This is a genomic window from Pseudomonas sp. SJZ074, from assembly GCF_007828215.1.
Lineage (GTDB): Bacteria > Pseudomonadota > Gammaproteobacteria > Pseudomonadales > Pseudomonadaceae > Aquipseudomonas.
Window position 1 is genome coordinate 1 of record NZ_VIUE01000007.1, and the last position, 19,326, is coordinate 19,326.

The window sequence follows — 19,326 nt, forward strand, 5'->3', positions numbered from 1 at the left end:
GATGGTAGTGTGGGGTTTCCCCATGTGAGAGTAGGTCATCGTCAAGATTAAATTCCGAAACCCCTATCTGCTGATGCAGGTAGGGGTTTTGTTTTAGTAGAAGTTATCGATTTTCACCGGCACGTTGCTGTTGGACGGGCTGGTCACAGAATTTCTTGACGACCATAGAGCGTTGGAACCACCTGATCCCATCCCGAACTCAGCAGTGAAACGATGCATCGCCGATGGTAGTGTGGGGTTTCCCCATGTGAGAGTAGGTCATCGTCAAGATTGAATTCCCAAAACCCCTGTCTGCTGACGCAGACAGGGTTTTTTTCGTTTTGGGCCGGTAATCGGATCTTGCCCCTCATTTGCTGTCGACACTCCGGCAAACCCCGGGGCCGTTGCTATGCTGTGAGTGTCGGGGGACTGACGAAAAACCGAACCCGCGACACCAATGCGTCACTGGTCATGGGGATTCCAATAATGAAAAACCCTTATGCTCCCGGTTTCTGGTGCGCCATCGCGGCCTTGGTGCTGCTTTCGGCGACTTATTTTTATGGTGTCATGCTGACTCACCAGATCGAAAAAGCGCTGATATTCCTGGACAGTGCCTCTGCGCTGATCGGCGTGATATCCATCGCCGTGGTTGCCTGGGCGTCACTGCAAGGGCAACGCATCAAGAAAAAACATCTCGGACAAGGCAAAACCCTGGTGCTGATCTGGGATACCAAGGTTGCATTGAGAAGGGTCGAAACAGTGTTCGACCGTTATTTCTGGGGCAGCTACTGGCAGCCTGGTCGCACTTTCCAGGAGGTCATGGGCGAACTCACGGGCACTCCGTTGGAAAAAAGCCTCGAGGCCCTGAAAATCCAATGTGCCGCTTTGGACAAGCAAGTCGCCCAGGATGGCTGGCATTGGCTCAACAATGCCCGCGAGCTGTGCGATGTTGCCAATGCCATGGCCCGCGAACGTTATCAACTGGACTTCTGTGACCCTCGTGCAGAGTCATCCGGCGCAGCGGTCATCAATCGCGATTTCGAGGTGTTGGTGTACACCTGGACGGCGCGGCTCAGGACATTCGATCATCAATTGGACGAAATCGAAGTCCAATATTCGTAGACCACCTCTCAAGAATTTGCTTTTCCCCCTTTAAACATTGGGCCCACAAGGGCGCCTGATGATAATCTCCACCCCCACTCTACGGCGTCAAGCCACACCCTTCGCGGGTCAGGGAAGACGACGGCTTTTTTCAACCATGGATATCGTTCGGGTCACTTATGAATAAATCGGCAAGCGTACTCTTGGGAATCGTTGTAGCGATCGGAGCCGTCAGTGCGGGCGGCGCTTGGTACACCGGAACCAAGCTTGAGGGCGTGCTGCAAACTGCCATTGCCGAAAGTAACAAGCAGATGGTGACTGCTTTGGCCGGCTCCAACAGCTCGTCCTCCATCGAGCTGGTTTCGCTGGATCGTGGGATCTTCAGCAGCACCGCCCATTATCGCCTCAAGGGTGAAGGCGACATGTTTGGTGGCGAAGCGGTCGAGCTGCTGGTCGTGGACAACATCGAACACGGCCCGCTGCCTTTTTCCCGTCTGATGACCCTCAAATGGCTGCCGGTCATGGCTACCAGCCACACCGAAATCGAGCGGACTCCGCTGACCGAAAAATGGTTCGCCGCCGCCAAGGATAAATCGCCGCTCAAAGGCGTGTTCAACCTGGGCTACGACCAATCGGTCAACGGCACGTTGGAGTTGCTGCCTCTGGACGCCAAGCTGGATGAGCAGTCCCAAGTCGTATTCTCCGGTTTGAAACTCGACCTGGCCGCCAATGCCCAGGCCCAGAAGATCAAGGCCGACGGCTACATGGACAGCCTGAAGCTGACCAGCGTCGCGGAAGATCAGAGCCCGGTACTGGTTGAGCTGAATGGCCTGACCCTTGCCAGCAACTTGAGCAAGAGCAGCTACGGCTACTACATGGGCGATAACGCCCTGATTCTGAGCAACATCAAGGCCAGCTTCGGCGAGCAGAAGTCGGTGGTGGGCCTGAAGAATATCGAGATGAAGAACAGCAGTACCGAAAGCGGTACCAGCGCTTCGGGGCGTGCCGATTACAAGATCGGTGAGTTGTCATTCAACGATAAGACCATTGGCGCCGTGCAAATGGCGATCAGCGCGAAGAATCTCGACATCCCCGCCACCATGTCGCTGATGCAGGTTTACCAAGCCAAGCTGCAGCCCTATGAAAAAGCCGCCGCCGAAGCCGCGGAAGCTGGCGAGCCTGCTCCAGAGCTGAACCTGACCGAGGCCGAAGAGGCTCAGGTCAAGGCCGATCTGGAAAAACTCCTGGCCGCTGGCCCGCAGATAGCGTTGGAGAATCTGTCGTTCAGTACCGCCAGCGGTGAAAGCCGTGCGAGCCTGGTCGTCGATCTGGCCAAGCCGCAATCGATGGACCTGCCGCCCGATGAGCTCGGTCGTCAGTTGCTTGCCTTGCTGGAATTCAACGTAAAAGTGTCCAAGCCGATGCTGGTGGACCTGGCGACCGTGCAAGCCCAGATGGAAGGCCAGACCGACGTCAAGCTGATCGCGGATCAGGCCCTGGCCACCAGCGATATGTTCAGCGCCATGGCAGTGGGTATGCAGTTGGCGACCCTGGAAGGCAACGACGTGGTAACCAAGCTGCGCTATGCCAACAATCAGGTTGATTTCAACGGTAAGAAAATGACGGTCGAAGAATTCACCGCGTTTGTGATGAACCAGATGGGTGGTGGCGTCGCCGCTCAATAACCTCAGCAACATCCAGGACCGGTCCGTGCCTTGCGCACGGGCCGGTTTTTTTTCGCCTTCGGATCAGGGCTGAATCTGTATCGATTCTGAAGAATTGTGGCGTTCTCGAAAATGCCCGGCCCCGCAATGCAAGACTAGGCCCATTAGAGCTTGGCTGGATTCCTTTGATCCGGCTTCCTGTTTGATGGGCAAGGGGGCACTGCGACCCGGCTGGCCATGTAAGGATGCTGACGAATGCCGCGTACTGTGGGTCCCTTTTTTCAATGCGGTTTGCGCCCATTGTTTGGCGTCGTGTTGTGCAGCCAGTTGTACTGGCCGGCCTTCGCATTCGCTGATACCGCTTATGATCAGATGGTGCTCGACGCCCGTGCCGGTCATTACACGCCTGCGTTGACCCTGTTGCGTCAGCTACCTGCCGAACAAGCCAGTACCGCCCAGATCAGTGATTATCTGCAGATCGCCAGTTGGGCCGGCCTTGATACCGAGGTGGTAAAGGTCTACGAAACCCAGGGGCGCCATCGCAACCTGCCGGTTCAGGCGCTGAGCGCAACGGCTCGTGCCTACCGCAACCTCAAGCGTTGGGATTCGGCCGCCGCGCTGTATCGCCAGGCGCTACTGATCGATCCCCAGAACCCGGACCTGCAACTCGGCCTGGCCTTGACCCAGGCCGATGCCGGCAAGCCTGATGAAGCCGTCAATCGCGCAAGGGCCATGGTCGCCGCGAAGCCGGAAGACCCGACGCGTCGGATGGCTTTGGGCTATGCCTTGACCCGTGCCAACAACCCTCACGAAGCGCTGTTCGAATACGACCAGGCGTTCTCTCGCGCTGGCAGCAGGCCCGAAATCGCCAGGGAATACATCAATGCCCTGCAGCGTGCCCGCCTGCCGGAGCCGGCATTGCGCCTGGCCCGTCTGCAGCCGGGTCTGATTGACCGTGGCGTGCAGCGGCGCCTGGAAGGCGACGTGGCAGCCGAGCGGGTTCGCCTGGCGGACATGGCCAGCCGCAGCGAAAAGGAACGCTTCGTCATCGCTGATCGTGCCCTGGCCGATTACGATAAGTTGCTCGCCAGCTGGACCCCGGTGGCCGAGGCCCATGATGACGTACTCCGCTGGCGAATTGACCGCATGGGCGCGCTCAACGCCCGGGCGCGACGGGCGGAAGTGATCGCCGAGTACCAGAAATTGATCGCCGAAGGTGTGAGTATTCCCACCTATGCCTTGCGTTGGGTGGCGTCCTCCTACCTGGAGCAGCGTGAGCCGGAGATCGCCGTCGACCTGTACCGGCGGGTGTTGAGCGCACCGGACGCCGATGTCGCGGATCGCTTCGAAGACAGTACCGCGCTTTATTACGCGTTGCTGGAAAGCGACAGATCCGAAGAGGCCCGGGCCTGGGCCGAAGACCTGGCGAAGTCCCAGCGTCCACGGGTCGAGCTCAAGGGCTTGCCAATCGGCAACCCCAACGACGAATGGATGGACGCCCAACTGCTCGCCGCCCAGTCCGGCACCTATGGTGCCGATCTGCCTACCGCCGAAGCGCGTCTGGAAGCCCTGATCAACCAAGGGCCTGGCAATATCGGCCTGCGGCTGGCCCAGGCCGATCTGTATCAGGCCCGGGATTGGCCGCGACGTTCGGAAAACCTGCTCAAGGAAGTCGAGGCGACCACCCCGCGCAGTCGGGACCTGGAAGTCGCCCAGGCCCGCGCCGCCATGGATTTACAGGAATGGCGGCAGTTGGATGCGCTGACCGACGATGTCATTGCTCGTTACCCGGAAAACGCCCACGTCAAACGCTTGCAACGCCAGCGCGACGTGCACGACATGGCTGAGCTGCGCATCGAGGCCTACACCGGCAAAAGTTATGGCGGCGGCAACGGCGATGCCGGTGCGGTCACTGGCAGCCGGGACTTCGGTATCGAAACGTTGCTCTATAGCCCACCCATCGACGAGGACTGGCGGTTGTTCGGCGGCGTCGGCTACGCCACGGGCGACTTCGAGGAAGGCACCGGCCATCATCGTTGGCAGCGCCTGGGTGTGGAGCGCCGCAGCCGCGACATGACCCTGGAGGCGGAAGTCTCCAATCATGTCTATGGCTCCGGTGACAAACAGGGCGCGCGCGTGGCGTTGGCCCGGGATATCGATGATCACTGGCAGTACGGCGGCAGCCTGGATTACCTCTCGGCCAACACGCCGCTGCGTGCCCTCAACAGCGGCATTCGCGCCAATGGCGGCAGCGGTTTCATCCGCTGGCGAGCCCATGAAAGCCGCGAGTGGCGATTGACGTTCAGCCCGTCCCATTTCAGCGATGGCAACAACCGTCTCGAGACCTTGCTGACCGGTCGCGAAGGTCTCTACAGCACACCGCGCCTGCAGGTGGAAATGGGTCTGGAGGTCGCGGCCAGTCGCAACAGTGGCTCCAACGAAGTGCCCTATTTCAACCCCAAGTCGGACCTCGGCGTCATGCCGACCGTCACGGCCAACCATGTGTTGTATCGCCGTTATGAAACCGCATGGAGCCAGCAATTCCAGGTCGGTGCCGGCAGCTACAGCCAGCGCGACTACGGCACCGGCGCCATGGGACTGCTCGGTTACGGCCAGCGCTTCCTCTGGAACGACGTGCTCGAGACGGGCGCTACGCTGAGCTGGCTCAACCGCCCTTACGACGGCGATCGTGAAAGCGATCTGCGCCTGCTTGTCGACCTCACCTACCGCTTCTAGAAGAGTTTGAAGATGCCCGTCATTTTGCGATTCATCCTGCTGCTGGGGGTCTTGCTGATCAGCGCGTGTGCCCAGCAGGCCCCGGCGTTCACGCCGCCCTCGCAACGGCCACTGGCGGCCAACGACGAGCCGTGGCCGAAGAACCATGTGCTCGGCATCGCCTATCATGACGTCGAGGACCTGGATCCGGACCAGGCGCTGGTGGCCGTGCGCACTGAACGACTGATCGAACAACTGGCGTGGCTGCGGGAAAACAACTATCAGCCGGTTACCGTGGACCAGATCATCCACGCCCGTAACGGCGGCCCCGAGCTGCCGCCGCGTGCGGTGCTGCTGAGCTTCGACGACGGCTATGCGAGTTTCTACACCCGGGTCATGCCGATCCTGCGAGCTTATAACTGGCCGGCGATCCTGGCGCCGGTGGGCAGTTGGATCGATACGCCACTGAACCAACCGGTGGATTTCGCCGGGGTGCCGCGCAAGCGTTCCGAGTTCCTGACCTGGGAGCAGATTCGCGAAGTGTCGAAATCGGGTCTGGTGGAAATCGCTGCCCACACCGACGCCAATCACAAAGGCGTACTCGCCAACCCGCAAGGCAACCAGCAACCCGCGGCCACCACCCGGCGCTACGATCCCGCTACCGGTCGCTATGAAACCGAGGCCGACTTCCAGGCTCGCCTGCGCAAGGATGTGGCGTCGATCTCGGAGAAAATCCGCAAGGTCACCGGCTACCGTCCGCGAATCTGGGTATGGCCATACGGGGAAGCCGATGGCACCGCGCTGCAGGTGATCGACAGCGAGGGTTATAAAATGGCCCTGACCCTGGAGGACGGCCTCGACAGCCTCGATAACCTGATGAGCGGGCCGCGGTTTTTGGTGGCCTCCGATCCGGACGGCGCACATTTCGCCGAAAGCATCGTGTCTGTACAGACGATGGATCCGATGCGCGTGGTCCATGTCGACCTGGATTACGTCTACGACCCGGACCCCGTGCAGCAGGAAGCCAACGTCGGCAAATTGATCCAGCGCATCTATGACCTGGGCGCCAACACGGTATTCCTGCAGGCGTTCGCCGATCCGAAAGGCGATGGCCTGGTGCATTCGCTGTACTTTCCCAATCGTCATCTGCCGGTACGGGCCGATCTGTTCGACCGGGTGGCGTGGCAGTTGCGCACGCGGGCCAATGCCAAGGTCTATGCCTGGATGCCGGTGCTCAGTTTTGCCCTGGATGCGAAGCTGCCGCGCGTACAGCGCTGGGATCCGGCAACCGGCAAGACCGGCATTGCCCCAGACCAATATGTGCGCCTGTCACCGTTCGATCCGACCGTGCGCAAGGTCATCGGCGAGATCTATGAGGACCTGGCGCGGATGAGTTCGGTGGACGGCGTTCTGTACCACGACGATGCGGTGTTTTCCGACTTCGAGGATGCCGGCCCCGCCGCCCTCAAAGTCTATGCGGCCAACGGCCTGCCGACGTCCATCGCGGCGCTGCGCGAAGACCCGGCAGCGATGCAACGCTGGACCCGCTTCAAGAGCCGTTACCTGATCGATTTCACCCGTGAACTCACCGCCAAGGTCCAGGCGATTCGTGGCCCGCAGGTGCTGACAGCGCGCAATATCTTTGCCGAACCGATGCTCAACCCAGAAAGCGAAGCCTGGTTCGCCCAGAACCTCGATGACTTCCTCGGCGCTTATGACTGGACGGCACCGATGGCCATGCCGTTGATGGAGAAACAGACTCGCGCGCAGTCCGGCCCGTGGCTGGAGCGCCTGGTACAGACCGTCAAGGCCCGCCCCGGCGCCCTCAAGCGCACGGTGTTCGAGTTGCAGGCCCGTGACTGGGACAGTGAGCCGGTCAGCGATATCGAGGGTGAACAACTGGCTGATTGGATGGGACGCCTCAAACGTCAGGGCGTGACCAGTTTCGGCTACTACCCGGACAACTTCATCGAAGACCAGCCGGCGGTGAAAACCGTGCGGCCGGCGCTCTCCAACAAGTGGAATCCTTGACATGCTCGACAGACTGCTCGCCCTGCTGGTGCTGGCGATCGTCCTTGGGGTGCCCCTGGGCCTGATCTTCCTGGTCACCGGGCAATTCCTGATGGACTTCGTGTTCTTCTACCCGCTGTTCATGTCCGGCCTGTGGATTGCCGGTGGCCTGTATTTCTGGCTGCACTGGGAGCGCCACTGGCCGTGGAAGGACGACACCTTGCCACCGCCCCTGGCCGGTGAGCCGCTGATCAGCATCCTGGTGCCTTGCTTCAACGAGGGCGACAACGTCGCCGACACCATTCACGCAGCGCTGGGCCAGCATTACCCGAACATCGAAGTCATCGCCATCAACGATGGCTCCAAGGACAACACCGGCCAGGTCCTCGATCTGTTGGCGCTGGAGGATCCACGCCTGCGGGTGCTGCACCTGGCGGAGAACCAGGGCAAGGCCGTGGCCCTGCGCATGGGCGCCATCGCGGCCCGCAGCGAATACCTGGTGTGCATCGACGGCGATGCACTGCTGGCGCCCAATACCTGCGCCTATCTGGTCGCGCCGATGCTGGAGAACGCCCGTCTTGGCGCGGTGACTGGCAACCCACGTATCCGCACCCGCTCGACATTGGTGGGTCGGGTCCAGGTGGGCGAGTTTTCCTCGATCATCGGCTTGATCAAGCGCACTCAGCGAGTCTTCGGGCGGATCTTTACCGTCTCTGGCGTGATCGTCGCCTTCCGTCGCACGGCCCTGCACCGGGTCGGCTACTGGAGCCCGGACATGATCACCGAAGACATCGACATCAGCTGGAAGCTGCAACTGGACCACTGGAGCATCTTCTACGAGCCCCGTGCGCTGTGCTGGATCCTCATGCCCGAAACCCTGCGTGGCCTGTGGCGGCAACGGCTGCGCTGGGCCCAGGGCGGTGCCGAGGTGCTGTTCAAGAATATCCGTGGCATCTGGCAATACCGCCATCGCTACCTGTGGCCGCTACTGTTCGAATATTGCCTGTCGACGGGGTGGGCGTTCACGTTCCTGCTGTCGGTGGCGTTCTGGGGCACGGGTAAATTCGTCGAGATGCCGGCGGCCATTGCGGTCGAGCATCTCATGCCGCCGGCTTTCACCGGGCTGTTGCTGGCGGTGGTGTGCCTGGTCCAGTTCGCGGTGAGCATCCTCATTGATCGGCGTTATGAAAAGGGCCTGTGGCACATCATGTTCTGGGTGGTCTGGTATCCGTTGGTGTTCTGGTTGATCAGCCTGTTCACCACCCTGGTGAGTTTTCCGAAAGTCTTGTTCGGGCAGCATCAGAAGCGTGCACGCTGGGTCAGCCCGGATCGGGGGATCAAACCGTTTGGTGAAGAAGAGGAGGTGATCCGATGAAAATTATCAGGACCCGGCAAAGGCCTTTTCTGGTGCTCATCGATGTGTTCTTCACAGTGCTGGCATGGGTCGGGCTGCTGTACCTGCTGGTCAATGGGCTCTGGCCGTTGTTCGACAGCCATGCCGGGCCGCGCTTTGGCGGAACGTGGCTGGACACCCTCGGGACGCTGCAGATCTATGGCTGGGTGGCGCTGGTCAACGCGTTCATCCTGATTGCCTGGGCGCGTTATCAGCAGCGCAAAAGCCAGAGTTTCGCCCAGCGTCGACTGCCGGCGCCGGTGGTTGATGACCAGGGTTTGAGCGACAGTTTCAAATTGACCGACGAGCGCCTGGACACTCTGCGCCGGCCTGGTTCCAAAGTCATCCACAACAACCAGGACGGTGACATCAGCCACGTGGTGCCGCACTTCCATGTGTTGAGCAAGGAATTGCCCCCGCCACCCCTGGCGCCGTTGGAGCAGGCACGGGTTATCAAGCTTCCGACCGATAATGCTGTGTAGAGGCTGCTGACGCGTTCGCGGGCAAGCCCGCTCCCACAGGAATTGATGTTGAACACCAAGCTTGGAGACAACTCAGATCAATGTGGGAGCGGGCTTGCCCGCGAACGCGATGGGTCAGGCGCTTGAAAAATCCCGGATCAACCGCCACGCCTCATCCACCGGCAGCGGCTGTTTCATGCGTTGGGCCAGCGCCGCCATGGCCCGGCCCTCGTCGCACGCCACTGCCGCGGCGACGAGACCATCCTTACCCAACAGGCCAATGAAGGGTGGATGCTCGGGAGTGCCCTTGAATTGCACCTCGTCCCATTGTTCGACATGGCCGAGGTAGTCGTAGCGTTTGCCGAAGTGATAGGTCCAGAAAAACGGCACGTCCAGATAATGCTCCTCACCACCGAGCATGTTCGCCGCCGCGATCCGGGCCTGTTGCTGGGCCAGGCGCCAGTGTTCGATTCGCCGGGGCTGGCCGCTGAGAGGAAATGTCGCGATATCGCCGACGGCCCATATTCCATTAGTCACGCGCATGCCGGCGTCGACGGTCAATGACTGGTCCTCTTCCCGTGGCAAATCGGCGAACGGATCGGTGGCCGGGCGCACGCCGATCCCGACAACTACAAGGTCTGCGGCAAAGCGCTGGCCGTTATCCAGTACCACCGCCTCAACCTTGCCGGCACCTTCGATGTGCGCCGCTTCGCCATCGCTGTGATACACCACGCCATTGGCTCGATGCCGAGCCAGGATGGCCTGGCCGACACTGTCGCCCAACTGCGCCGCGAATGGCACGGGATGACGGGCCAGGACTGTGACGCTCAGCTCCCGTTTGCGCAGCGACGAGGCGACCTCCATGGCAATGAAACTGTCACCGATAATCACCGCCCGTTGCCCCGGCCGGACGTTGTCGAGGATCCGTCTTGTGTGCTCCATTGAACGCAATACGAACACCTGCGGCAGATCGATGCCGGACAGTTCGGGAATCCTGGGCGTTCCGCCAGTGGCGATCAATGCTGCGTCGTAGCCCAGCGTCTGTCCGTCGGCCAGGCGAACCTGGCGGGAGGTGCTGTCCAGGCCAACGACCTCGCCGTGAATCCGTTCGATGCGTTGCTGTGTGAAATAAGTTTCATCTCGCAGCGCGGGTGTGTCGTCGACGGTCATGTCACCGGCCAGGACGTACTTGCTCAGCACCGTGCGGTCATACCCGGCGTCGGTTTCGCGATCGATCAGCTGAATCCGGCCGCCGAAGCCTTTATCGCGCAATGCCGCGGCGCATGCGGTGCCGGCGGCCCCGGCACCGATGATGACAAAAGTGCGCGGGTCGTCGGCCGGTGGGATTTTCTCGGCGGGCAGTGGTTGGTCATCGACCCAGATGTCGCCGTCGCGCACTTCGACGTGATAGCGCTCCAGGCTGTCGAGGGCCGGCGGTTCGCACAGGGCGCCGTCTTCGGCCCGAAAGGCCGCCTTGTGCCACGGACAGATCAGCCTTCCATGACACACCGCACCCTTGGCCAGCGGTGCGCCGGCGTGCGGGCATCTGCCCTGGAAGGCGCGTACCTGGTCGCCCACGCGCAGTAGCAGGAGGGGCGTTTCGTTGATCTTGACTTCGAGGCCGCGGTCTTCGCGTACATCCGCGAAGCGGGCGACTTGATGCAAGGGCATGGTCGGTCTCCGGCAGGCGTTTCTCGTTGGAGTCGGCCGATTGGAGCGAGGTTCAGCATAATTGTCACTGCAACCCGGGCGGTGCTGGGGCTATAGTGCGCAGGCCGTCCATGGCCTGACCCGCATAAGGTGCCCGGTATGACCCGATTGACTTCCCTGACCCCCTGGCTGGCAGCCTTCGTCCTGGTGCTGTGCGCACAAGGGGCTGTCCAGGCCGAGGAGCGCTTTACGCTCAACATCCCCGGCGTGTCGGATGACCGTCTTTTCACCGCTGCGGCTGCCAGTGACGCCAACAATTGCGGTGGCAAGAACATTTCCCCTGCCCTGAGCTGGAATGCCGGCCCGCCGGGTACCCTCAGCTACGCCATCGTCATGCTGGATCCGGATGGCCAAAGGGGTCAGGGCGTCGACCACTGGGTCCTTTACGGCATCAAGGCCACCACGCGGCAAATTCCGACGGGGGCAGGCAGCAAGACCACGCTGGAAGGCGTGAGCGGTATCAACAGCAAGAATACCCACGGTTATATCGGTCCTTGCCCACCCATCGGCGACAGCGCTCATCACTATCTGATCCAGCTCTTCGCCCTGGACTTGCCTCCGGATGCGTTGCCCGCGGGGCTGACCCGTGCCCAACTGATGGAAAAGATCAACGGTCACGTGTTGCGCAACAGCAGCGTCGTGCGGCGTTACCACCGCTGACTCAAGCCATGTGAACTTTATGGCGAGGGGTTCCGTTCGGCGGCGCCTCGCCATTCCAACCACCTGATAGTCAATCTGCCCATGACCGCCATCACCCATCCGCCAGGCGACCGGTTCAGCCGGTCCGACTATAAGACCCTGGGGCTTGCCGCCTTGGGCGGGGCGCTGGAGATCTACGATTTCATCATCTTCGTTTTCTTCGCCCTGACCCTCAGCCAGTTGTTCTTTCCTCCGGAAATGCCCGACTGGCTGCGCCTGCTGCAAAGTTTCGGGATTTTCGCCACCGGCTACCTGGCGCGGCCACTGGGCGGCATCCTTATGGCGCACTTCGCGGACCGCCTGGGACGCAAGCGGGTATTCAGCCTGAGCATCCTGATGATGGCCTTGCCGTGCCTGCTCATCGGCGTGATGCCAACCTATGCCCAAATCGGCTATTTCGCACCACTGCTGCTGTTGGCGCTGCGCATCCTGCAGGGCGCGGCGGTGGGTGGTGAGGTGCCGAGCGCCTGGGTGTTCGTGGCCGAACATGCCCCGCTCCACCATCGTGGCTACGCCTTGGGCTTTCTCCAGGCGGGCCTGACCTTCGGTTACTTGCTCGGCGCGCTGACCGCCACGGCGCTGGCCCGTATCTACACCCCGACGGAAATGCTCGATTACGCCTGGCGCTTGCCCTTCCTGCTGGGGGGAGTCTTCGGTGTCATCGGCGTCTGGCTGCGTCGCTGGCTGAGCGAAACGCCGATCTTCATGGCCTTGCAAGCCAACCGCGAAGGCGCGGCGGAGTTGCCGTTGCACACGGTGCTGCGGGACCATCGACAGGCCTTGCTGCCCGCCGTCATTCTGACCTGCGTACTGACCTCCGCCGTGGTGGTGTTCGTGGTCATTACCCCGACCGTGATGCAGAAGAGCTTCGGCATGACGCCCGGCCAGACCTTCGCCTTGAGCAGCCTGGGCATCGTCTTCCTGAACATCGGCTGTGTCCTGGCCGGCCTCATCGTCGACCGCATCGGCGCCTGGCGCACCGTCCTGCTTTACAGCCTGCTGTTGCCCCTGGGCATCTGCGTGCTCTACGCCAGCCTGATCAACGGCGGTGCCTGGCTGGGCCTGGCCTACGCCGTGGCCGGTCTGGGTTGCGGCGTGGTCGGCGCGGTGCCTTCGGTGATGGTCAATCTGTTTCCGCCGAAGATCCGCGTCTCTGGCATCTCGTTCACCTACAACATCGCCTATGCGCTGTGGGCCAGTGTTACGCCGCTGGTACTGATTGCGTTGGTGCCATGGAGTCCGTGGGTATGCGTGGGGTATAGCGTCGTGATGGGGGCGGTAGGCGTCGCGGCGGCGATGTTTTTTTCGCGGCGGCCCATCAAGTCGGCGCAGCCTTCATGGGCGTGTGACGCCTAGTCCTGCTAAGACGCCTCTGCAGGTTCAGCCTTCAAAGGCGTTCGCGCAAAAAGTCCACAAAGGCCCGGGTGCGTGCCGAGCGGCGTCGGTCCTGGCTGAATACCGCGTGGATGGGCAATGCCGTCGGCTGATAAGGAGCGAGCACGTGGGCCACGGTTCCCTGGCGGACATCGGCGGCGAACAACCACTGGGGTGAAAGCGAAAGGCCTAACCCGCTAAGCACCATTTCCCGGATCGCTTCGCTGCTGTTGCTGGTGACGTTGCCCTTGATCGTCACGTGATGTCGCTCGCCCTGGCAGTCGAACTGCCAGACGTCATAATGCTCCAGCAGGGTAAACCCCAGGCAGTTATGACGGGATAGGTCGGACGGTTCGAGTGGTGTACCGTACCGTTGCAGGTAGGCGGGAGAGGCATACACCCGGCGCGTGCTCTCGCCGAGCTTCAAGGCCACCAGTCCTTCGTTCTTGATTGCGCCGATACGAATGGCCACGTCGATGTTTTCCTTCAATACATCCTCATGGTGATCGCTCAGTCTCAGATCGATCCGAACTTGTGGATGAAGCGCCAGGAAGTCACCCACCAAAGGTGCTATGCATAACCGTCCGAAACTCACCGGCGCCGCCACGCGCAGCAGGCCGGCGACTTGTTCCTGTCCGCTGGCGAAACTGAGCCGGGCGGTGTCCAGGCTGGCAAGGATGTCCTTGCTCTGGGCGTAGAATCGCTGGCCTTGGTCGGTCAATGCCAGATGGCGGGTGCTGCGGGCAAACAGTGCTCCGCCCAGGTGTTTCTCCAACCCGCGGATCTGTTTGCTCACTGCCGGTTGACCCAGGTTCAGTTCCCTGGCGACGGCCGAGAACGAGCCGCGTTCCACCACCCGTACGAATACCTGCATAGCGTCGAACAGATCCATGGGGATTTGGCCTCTTTGGGGAATAAATCCTATCCATTGTTGCTCACTTATCGGAATGCGTCGTTGCTCGCAACATGAACCTACCCACCCATTGGAGGTTTACCGTCATGAACAACAACACCATGCCCGCCGCCGTCGCCGAAGCTGCCCAGGCTCCCTTGATCGTCCGCTACATTCCCCGGCCTGTTCCGGGCAAGGGACAGGTCTTGATCAAGGTCCACGCTGTAGGAATCAACCCACTGGATACCAAGATCGCGGCAGGGGGCGGTGCCCATGCTCGTCAGCCGCTGCCTGCTGTATTAGGAATTGACCTGGCCGGAACGGTCGTAGCGTTGGGGGAAGGTGTGAATGACTTTGTCCTCGGCGAGGAAGTCTTCGGCATGGCAGGAGGTATCGGCGGCGCTCAAGGCGCCCTGGCCGAATACATTGCTGTTGATGCTCGCCTGATCGCGCCCAAACCCGTTTCACTGAGCATGCGGGAAGCGGCGGCATTGCCGCTGGTCTTCATCACGGCCTGGGAAGGGCTGGTGGATCGCGCCAATGTCCGTGCCGGCCAGCAAGTGCTGATCCATGGTGGCGCGGGTGGTGTCGGTCAAATGGCCGTGCAGATCGCCAGGGCACGGGGCGCCGAGGTCTATGCCACCGGCTCGATCGGCAGCCTGGATTTCATCCGTGAGCTGGGCGCGACGGTCATTGACTACCGATCCGAGGACACCGACAGCTACGTACGCCTGCACACCGATGGCGAGGGCTTCGACATCGTTTATGACACGGTCGGCGGCCCGACCCTGGACGCGTCGTTCAACGCCGTGAAGACCTACACCGGCCACGTCCTCAGTTGCCTGGGCTGGGGACAACACAGCCTGGCGCCATTGTCGTTTCGTGGCGCGAGTTATTCCGGTGTATTTACCTTGATGCCCTTGCTGACCGGCAAGGGGCGCGAGCGCCATGGCCAGATCTTGCGCGAGGCGGCAGGGCTGGTTGAGGCCGGGAAACTGCGGATCAAGGTCGATCCACGGCGGTTTGGCCTGGGCGAGGTCAATGACGCGTTTGTGCAAGTGGCCGGAGGGTGCGGACAAGGGAAAACGGTGGTGGAAATCGGGACTGAATGATTGGATCTCCCGTTGCCGGTCATGTGCCGTCTCGCTAGCCGCCTCTTGCGCCTGGGCATCCACGATGGCCAGGCGCTGCTGTTTCTGCGCCGCCAAAAAAAATTTGCTGTCGTTAACCCGAACCGCAAATCCTCCTCGTCTGAGCTTGTGAACGGATCATTCACTCACGAGGTTCAGCCCATGTCCCGTCCCCGTCCATTTCTTCGTCCTGCAGCCCAGGGCTTCACCGTGACCTTATTGGTGGCGCTGGCGGGTTGTGGGTTGTCTTCGTCCCGAGAGACCGCCGAACCCGCCGCAGCGGCCGCCAAGCCCGAACTGCAACACGAGATCGCCCCCGCGCCGTCTCAGGTCAAGCGCATGGTCGTGCCGGCGCCGGTTGGTTCGCTACGGGTGGCAAGCGATACCGCCGTTGCGGATTACCGCAGCGAGCCGCGGGAACAATATGAAAAACTTCCGGACAATCCCATCCACAGCGTTGCTGAAACACCGGTGTCGACCTTCAGCGTGGATGTCGACACCGGTAGCTACGCCAATGTGCGACGTTTCCTCAACCAGGGTAGCCTGCCGCCCGAAGGGGCTGTGCGGCTGGAGGAAATGGTTAACTACTTTCCCTACACCTACGCACTGCCTACCGATGGTTCGCCATTTGGCGTGACCACCGAAGTGGCGCCGTCGCCGTGGAACCCTCACACCCGTTTGCTGCGCATCGGCATCAAGGCTTCCGACCGCGCCGTGGCGGACCTGGCGCCGGCCAACCTGGTCTTCCTGGTGGACGTTTCCGGCTCGATGGACCGTCGTGAAGGCCTGCCACTGGTCAAAAGCACGCTGAAGTTGCTGGTGGACCAGTTGCGCGATCAGGATCGGGTATCCCTGGTGGTCTATGCCGGTGAGTCGCGGGTGGTGCTCAAGCCCACCTCGGGTCGCGATAAAGCCAAGATCCGCAACGCCATCGATCAGTTGAATGCCGGAGGCTCCACCGCAGGCGCTTCGGGTATCGAACTGGCTTACCAGATGGCCCGGGAGAGCTTTATCGACAAAGGTATCAACCGCATCCTGCTGGCCACCGACGGCGACTTCAACGTCGGCATCAGTGATTTCGACAGCCTCAAGCAGATGGCGGTGGACCAGCGTAAAAGTGGCGTCTCTCTGACGACCCTGGGTTTCGGTGTGGATAACTACAACGAACACCTGATGGAACAACTGGCCGATGCCGGCGACGGCAACTACGCCTACATCGACAACTTGCTCGAAGCGCGCAAGGTGCTGGTGGACCAGCTCAGCTCGACTCTGGCGGTGGTGGCGCGGGATGTGAAGTTGCAGGTGGAGTTCAACCCGGCCCAGGTCAGCGAGTATCGCCTGTTGGGTTATGAGAACCGCGTCCTGAAACGTGAGGATTTCAACAACGACAAGGTCGATGCCGGCGAAATCGGCGCGGGGCACACGGTGACGGCGCTGTATGAAATCGTACCCAAAGGTGAGCAGGGTTGGCTGGAGCCGCTGCGCTATGCCAGCCCGCAGCCCAAACAAGAGGGCAAGGCCGGTGAGCTGGCGATGTTGCGGGTACGCTACAAGCCCGCTGAGGGCGGCAGCAGCCGGCTGATCGAGCATCCCATTGCCGGTGCCCAGGGCGAAGGCAAGGCCAGCGATGACCTGCGTTTCTCGGCCGCGGTGGCAGCCTTTGCACAGCAACTCAAGGGTGAGGGGCGCTACACTGGGTCGATGAGTTTGAAGGACACCGCTCAGTTGGCCCGTTCTGCCCGGGGCGATGACCCCTTCGGGTTGCGTGCCGAGTTCGTGCAGATGGTCGAGCTGGCGCAGAGCCTCACGCCTGAGGTCAAGCACGGCTCCTGAGTCTAGCGAGGATCCCTGTGCGGGAGCCTGCTTGCGATGGCGGTGGACCAGTCAATGGAAAAGTTGGCTGACACATCGCCTTCGTGAGCAGGCTCGCTCCCACAGCGGGCCTGTGCTGTTTGCAGAATCGCATTTCAACTGGAAGGAATCCGCCACCCAAATGCCCACCCCGATTGACTCCGTCAGCGACGAAACGCTGCTGGCCCGCTACCGCGACGGTGATGGCGCCAGTTTTGAAATCCTGTATGCGCGGCATCGGCAGGGGCTTTACCGTTTCCTCGTATCCTTGAGCAACAAGGCCGAGCTGGCCGAGGAGGTCTTCCAAGACACCTGGCTCAGCCTGATCCGCAGCAGCACCCAGCCACAAGGACGGGCGAGTTTTCGTACCTGGCTGTTCCAGATTGCCCGCAACCGATTGATCGATCACTGGCGCCGGCACGGTGTTCACAATCCATTGCATGACAGCTATGACGAGCAGCTTCACGTCCAGACCGACGACGCCAATAGCCCGGAACAACAGTTGAGCCTGAGCCGCGATCAGGGCCGCCTGGAGGCCGCGTTGCAGGCCTTGCCCGAAGACCAGCGCGAAGTCTTCCTGCTGCGCCTGCACGGCGATCTGGAGCTGCCACAGATCGCTGCCTTGACCGGCGTCCCGCTGGAAACAGTAAAGAGCCGTTTGCGTTACGCCCAGCAGAAGCTGCACCGGCTGCTGGCCGAGGAGGTACCCGCATGATTGACTCCCGACAGACCCCGGATCCCGCCGACGAAGCGCTGGTCGAGCATTTCCGCCAACACACCGGCGGCGAGCCCCCCGCGTCCCTGGACGCCTTCATCCTGGCCACCGCCCGCCGCGAAGCGCCGGCGCCCAGGCCGAGCCTGTGGCAACGTTGGCTGCAGGCCTGCCAACGGCCGCGCTGGCAAATGGCGTTCGCCACGGTGGCGGGTGTGGCGCTGATGATCGGTCTGGTGCTGCGTTCGCCGGTTCCAAGGGACGAACTGGCGGCGCCGGCAACGCTGGATTATTCCGCTGCCCGACAAGAACTTGCCGTTGCCCCCGCTCCGGCCGCCCCTGCTGCTCCGGCACCGATGGCGCGCATGGCGCCCCTGGGTGAACTGAGCCGGGAACCGGAGCAGCCTGTGCAAGTCCAGGCGGATAAGCCCATGGCGAAAAAGAGCCAATCCGTACCCGCCGCACCCCCTTCGCTGGAGCAGGGGTTGCTGGAAATCCTGCGGCTGCGCCAGGCGGGGCAGACCAAGGCGGCGGATGAGAAACTGCTCGCGCTGCACAAGCGTTTCCCCAAGGAAGACTTGCCGGCACGGCTGGAGGCGTTGCAGAAGCGTTGAGGGAATCGGCGCATATGAAGCCCAGTGTCCGCACATCAATGCTGCTTACTTCAGGATGTCAATGAACCGGTGGCGAGGGAGCTTGCTCCCGCTGGGCTGTACCGCAGCCCTTTTTTGTGAGCGCTTCGCACTCAAGCGGGAGCAAGTTTTCTCGCTACGATGATTCATGCAAACCTCAGGAATGGGGGCGTGAAGTGGTAAGTTGCAATATTGCTGGAGAGGGCAGGCGAAGCTGTAAGCGGTCCGTCACCGCTTGGCGTTACAAATGCAGGCGTAGCAGGATCATATGAGCGGAACTATACTCGCCAGCATGAAAAAGCTGACGCTCGAACTCGACGGAACCGACCCAAGCAAGCTCTCGATGGCTCGCTTGACGGATTATCTGTGTGAGCTCGCTGAGCTTTTTGGCTCGCAAGATAATGTTCATTTTGACTCTGTCACCGAAGGCTGTGTCTGCCTGAATACATGGGTTGAGGATGAGAAATATCCCCACGTGTTAAACAGGGTGCGCGAGGCCGCTCAGGGAATCGGTCCTAAGCGGGCAAGAAAAGCGTATCAGCAGCTATCCACACTGATGGAGCAAGATCGAGTGGATGGTGTCCTGCAAGCAGCGGATGCGAACATTCTTCAATTTCCCAAAGCCAAGGCGGCTTTACCTCCCATGATTGTCATTAAACAAGGTAGCGTCCAAGGCCGCTTGTATGTGGTAGGCGGGAAGGATGAGACGGTTCCTGTTCGGCTTGAGGGGGCTGGTGGCGAAACGCTTCTTTGTGAAGCCGATACGGCATTGGCTGAACAACTGGGCAAGCTGTTGTTCAAGCATGTCCGGGTTCACGGGAAGGGGGAATGGGAAAGTCGACCGCATGGTGGCTGGCGGCTGCGAAAAATGTTCATTCAGTCTTACGAAAAGCTCGAAAAAACCTCTTTGCGTAGCGCTGTTACCCAGCTCAAAGAACTTGGTGGTATCACCTGGAGCGAGATGGATGACCCTCATGGAACGATTCAGAACCTAAGGGGGTGA

15 protein-coding genes and 1 rRNA gene are annotated in these 19,326 nt (G+C 61.2%); 14 read left to right on the top strand and 2 right to left on the bottom strand.

Translation table 11 applies throughout. The annotated features are described in order from the left end of the window. Nucleotides 1–154 precede the first annotated feature (154 nt). The 7 genes from rrf to pgaD all read left to right on the top strand — a co-directional run bounded on the left by rrf (nucleotide 155) and on the right by pgaD (nucleotide 9,344). Nucleotides 155–270: ribosomal RNA gene (gene rrf, locus FBX99_RS10505) — 5S ribosomal RNA — on the top strand. A 195-nt stretch (nucleotides 271–465) separates the two neighbouring features. Then, nucleotides 466–1,101, top strand: coding sequence for an NADH:ubiquinone oxidoreductase subunit N (locus FBX99_RS10510; protein ID WP_144931549.1), 636 nt, complete (start codon nucleotides 466–468; stop codon nucleotides 1,099–1,101). A 158-nt stretch (nucleotides 1,102–1,259) separates the two neighbouring features. Further along, nucleotides 1,260–2,765: a YdgA family protein gene (locus FBX99_RS10515; protein ID WP_144931551.1), complete on the top strand. Its 1,506-nt coding sequence runs from the start codon at nucleotides 1,260–1,262 to the stop codon at nucleotides 2,763–2,765. A 234-nt stretch (nucleotides 2,766–2,999) separates the two neighbouring features. Beyond that, complete coding sequence (pgaA, locus tag FBX99_RS10520) at nucleotides 3,000–5,480, top strand: poly-beta-1,6 N-acetyl-D-glucosamine export porin PgaA (RefSeq protein WP_145131523.1); 2,481 nt, start codon at nucleotides 3,000–3,002, stop codon at nucleotides 5,478–5,480. A 12-nt stretch (nucleotides 5,481–5,492) separates the two neighbouring features. Next, the gene (gene pgaB / locus FBX99_RS10525; RefSeq protein WP_145131525.1) at nucleotides 5,493–7,490 is read left to right on the top strand and encodes a poly-beta-1,6-N-acetyl-D-glucosamine N-deacetylase PgaB; all 1,998 of its coding nucleotides are present in this window, start codon (nucleotides 5,493–5,495) and stop codon (nucleotides 7,488–7,490) included. A gap of 1 nt (nucleotide 7,491) precedes the next feature. Then, nucleotides 7,492–8,844 carry a poly-beta-1,6-N-acetyl-D-glucosamine synthase gene (pgaC, locus tag FBX99_RS10530; protein ID WP_144931556.1) on the top strand — a complete coding sequence of 451 codons (1,353 nt, stop codon included), beginning with the start codon at nucleotides 7,492–7,494 and terminating at the stop codon, nucleotides 8,842–8,844. Continuing rightward, complete coding sequence (pgaD, locus tag FBX99_RS10535) at nucleotides 8,841–9,344, top strand: poly-beta-1,6-N-acetyl-D-glucosamine biosynthesis protein PgaD (RefSeq protein WP_144931558.1); 504 nt, start codon at nucleotides 8,841–8,843, stop codon at nucleotides 9,342–9,344. The genes pgaC and pgaD overlap by 4 nt, the downstream gene beginning before the upstream one ends. Before the next feature lie 114 nt (nucleotides 9,345–9,458). On the opposite strand, the gene FBX99_RS10540 is transcribed toward pgaD, so the two are convergent. Next, nucleotides 9,459–10,994: an FAD-dependent oxidoreductase gene (locus tag FBX99_RS10540; RefSeq protein WP_145131527.1), complete on the bottom strand. Its 1,536-nt coding sequence runs from the start codon at nucleotides 10,992–10,994 to the stop codon at nucleotides 9,459–9,461. 138 nt (nucleotides 10,995–11,132) lie between these two features. Between FBX99_RS10540 and FBX99_RS10545 the strand changes: the two genes are divergently transcribed. Together FBX99_RS10545 and FBX99_RS10550 are read left to right on the top strand one after the other, a co-directional pair. After that, nucleotides 11,133–11,693, top strand: coding sequence for a YbhB/YbcL family Raf kinase inhibitor-like protein (locus tag FBX99_RS10545; protein ID WP_144931562.1), 561 nt, complete (start codon nucleotides 11,133–11,135; stop codon nucleotides 11,691–11,693). A gap of 81 nt (nucleotides 11,694–11,774) precedes the next feature. Continuing rightward, complete coding sequence (locus FBX99_RS10550; protein WP_144931564.1) at nucleotides 11,775–13,088, top strand: MFS transporter; 1,314 nt, start codon at nucleotides 11,775–11,777, stop codon at nucleotides 13,086–13,088. 31 nt (nucleotides 13,089–13,119) lie between these two features. Here FBX99_RS10550 and FBX99_RS10555 read toward each other — a convergent pair whose 3' ends face one another. Then, nucleotides 13,120–13,998, bottom strand: coding sequence for a LysR family transcriptional regulator (locus tag FBX99_RS10555; RefSeq protein ID WP_145131529.1), 879 nt, complete (start codon nucleotides 13,996–13,998; stop codon nucleotides 13,120–13,122). Between the two features lie 107 nt (nucleotides 13,999–14,105). On the opposite strand from FBX99_RS10555, the gene FBX99_RS10560 reads away from it, so the two are divergent. The 5 genes from FBX99_RS10560 (at nucleotide 14,106) to FBX99_RS10580 (ending at nucleotide 19,326) form a co-directional block, all read left to right on the top strand. Then, on the top strand, nucleotides 14,106–15,110 hold the full coding sequence (locus FBX99_RS10560) for a zinc-dependent alcohol dehydrogenase family protein (RefSeq protein ID WP_256664047.1): 1,005 nt from the start codon (nucleotides 14,106–14,108) through the stop codon (nucleotides 15,108–15,110). A gap of 180 nt (nucleotides 15,111–15,290) precedes the next feature. After that, on the top strand, nucleotides 15,291–16,961 hold the full coding sequence (locus tag FBX99_RS10565; RefSeq protein ID WP_145131531.1) for a VWA domain-containing protein: 1,671 nt from the start codon (nucleotides 15,291–15,293) through the stop codon (nucleotides 16,959–16,961). A 160-nt stretch (nucleotides 16,962–17,121) separates the two neighbouring features. Then, nucleotides 17,122–17,694: an RNA polymerase sigma factor gene (locus FBX99_RS10570; RefSeq protein WP_144929800.1), complete on the top strand. Its 573-nt coding sequence runs from the start codon at nucleotides 17,122–17,124 to the stop codon at nucleotides 17,692–17,694. Continuing rightward, nucleotides 17,691–18,305 carry a hypothetical protein gene (locus FBX99_RS10575; protein WP_144929799.1) on the top strand — a complete coding sequence of 205 codons (615 nt, stop codon included), beginning with the start codon at nucleotides 17,691–17,693 and terminating at the stop codon, nucleotides 18,303–18,305. The genes FBX99_RS10570 and FBX99_RS10575 overlap by 4 nt, the downstream gene beginning before the upstream one ends. Nucleotides 18,306–18,615: 310 nt before the next feature. Further along, nucleotides 18,616–19,326: a hypothetical protein gene (locus tag FBX99_RS10580; RefSeq protein ID WP_256662542.1), complete on the top strand. Its 711-nt coding sequence runs from the start codon at nucleotides 18,616–18,618 to the stop codon at nucleotides 19,324–19,326.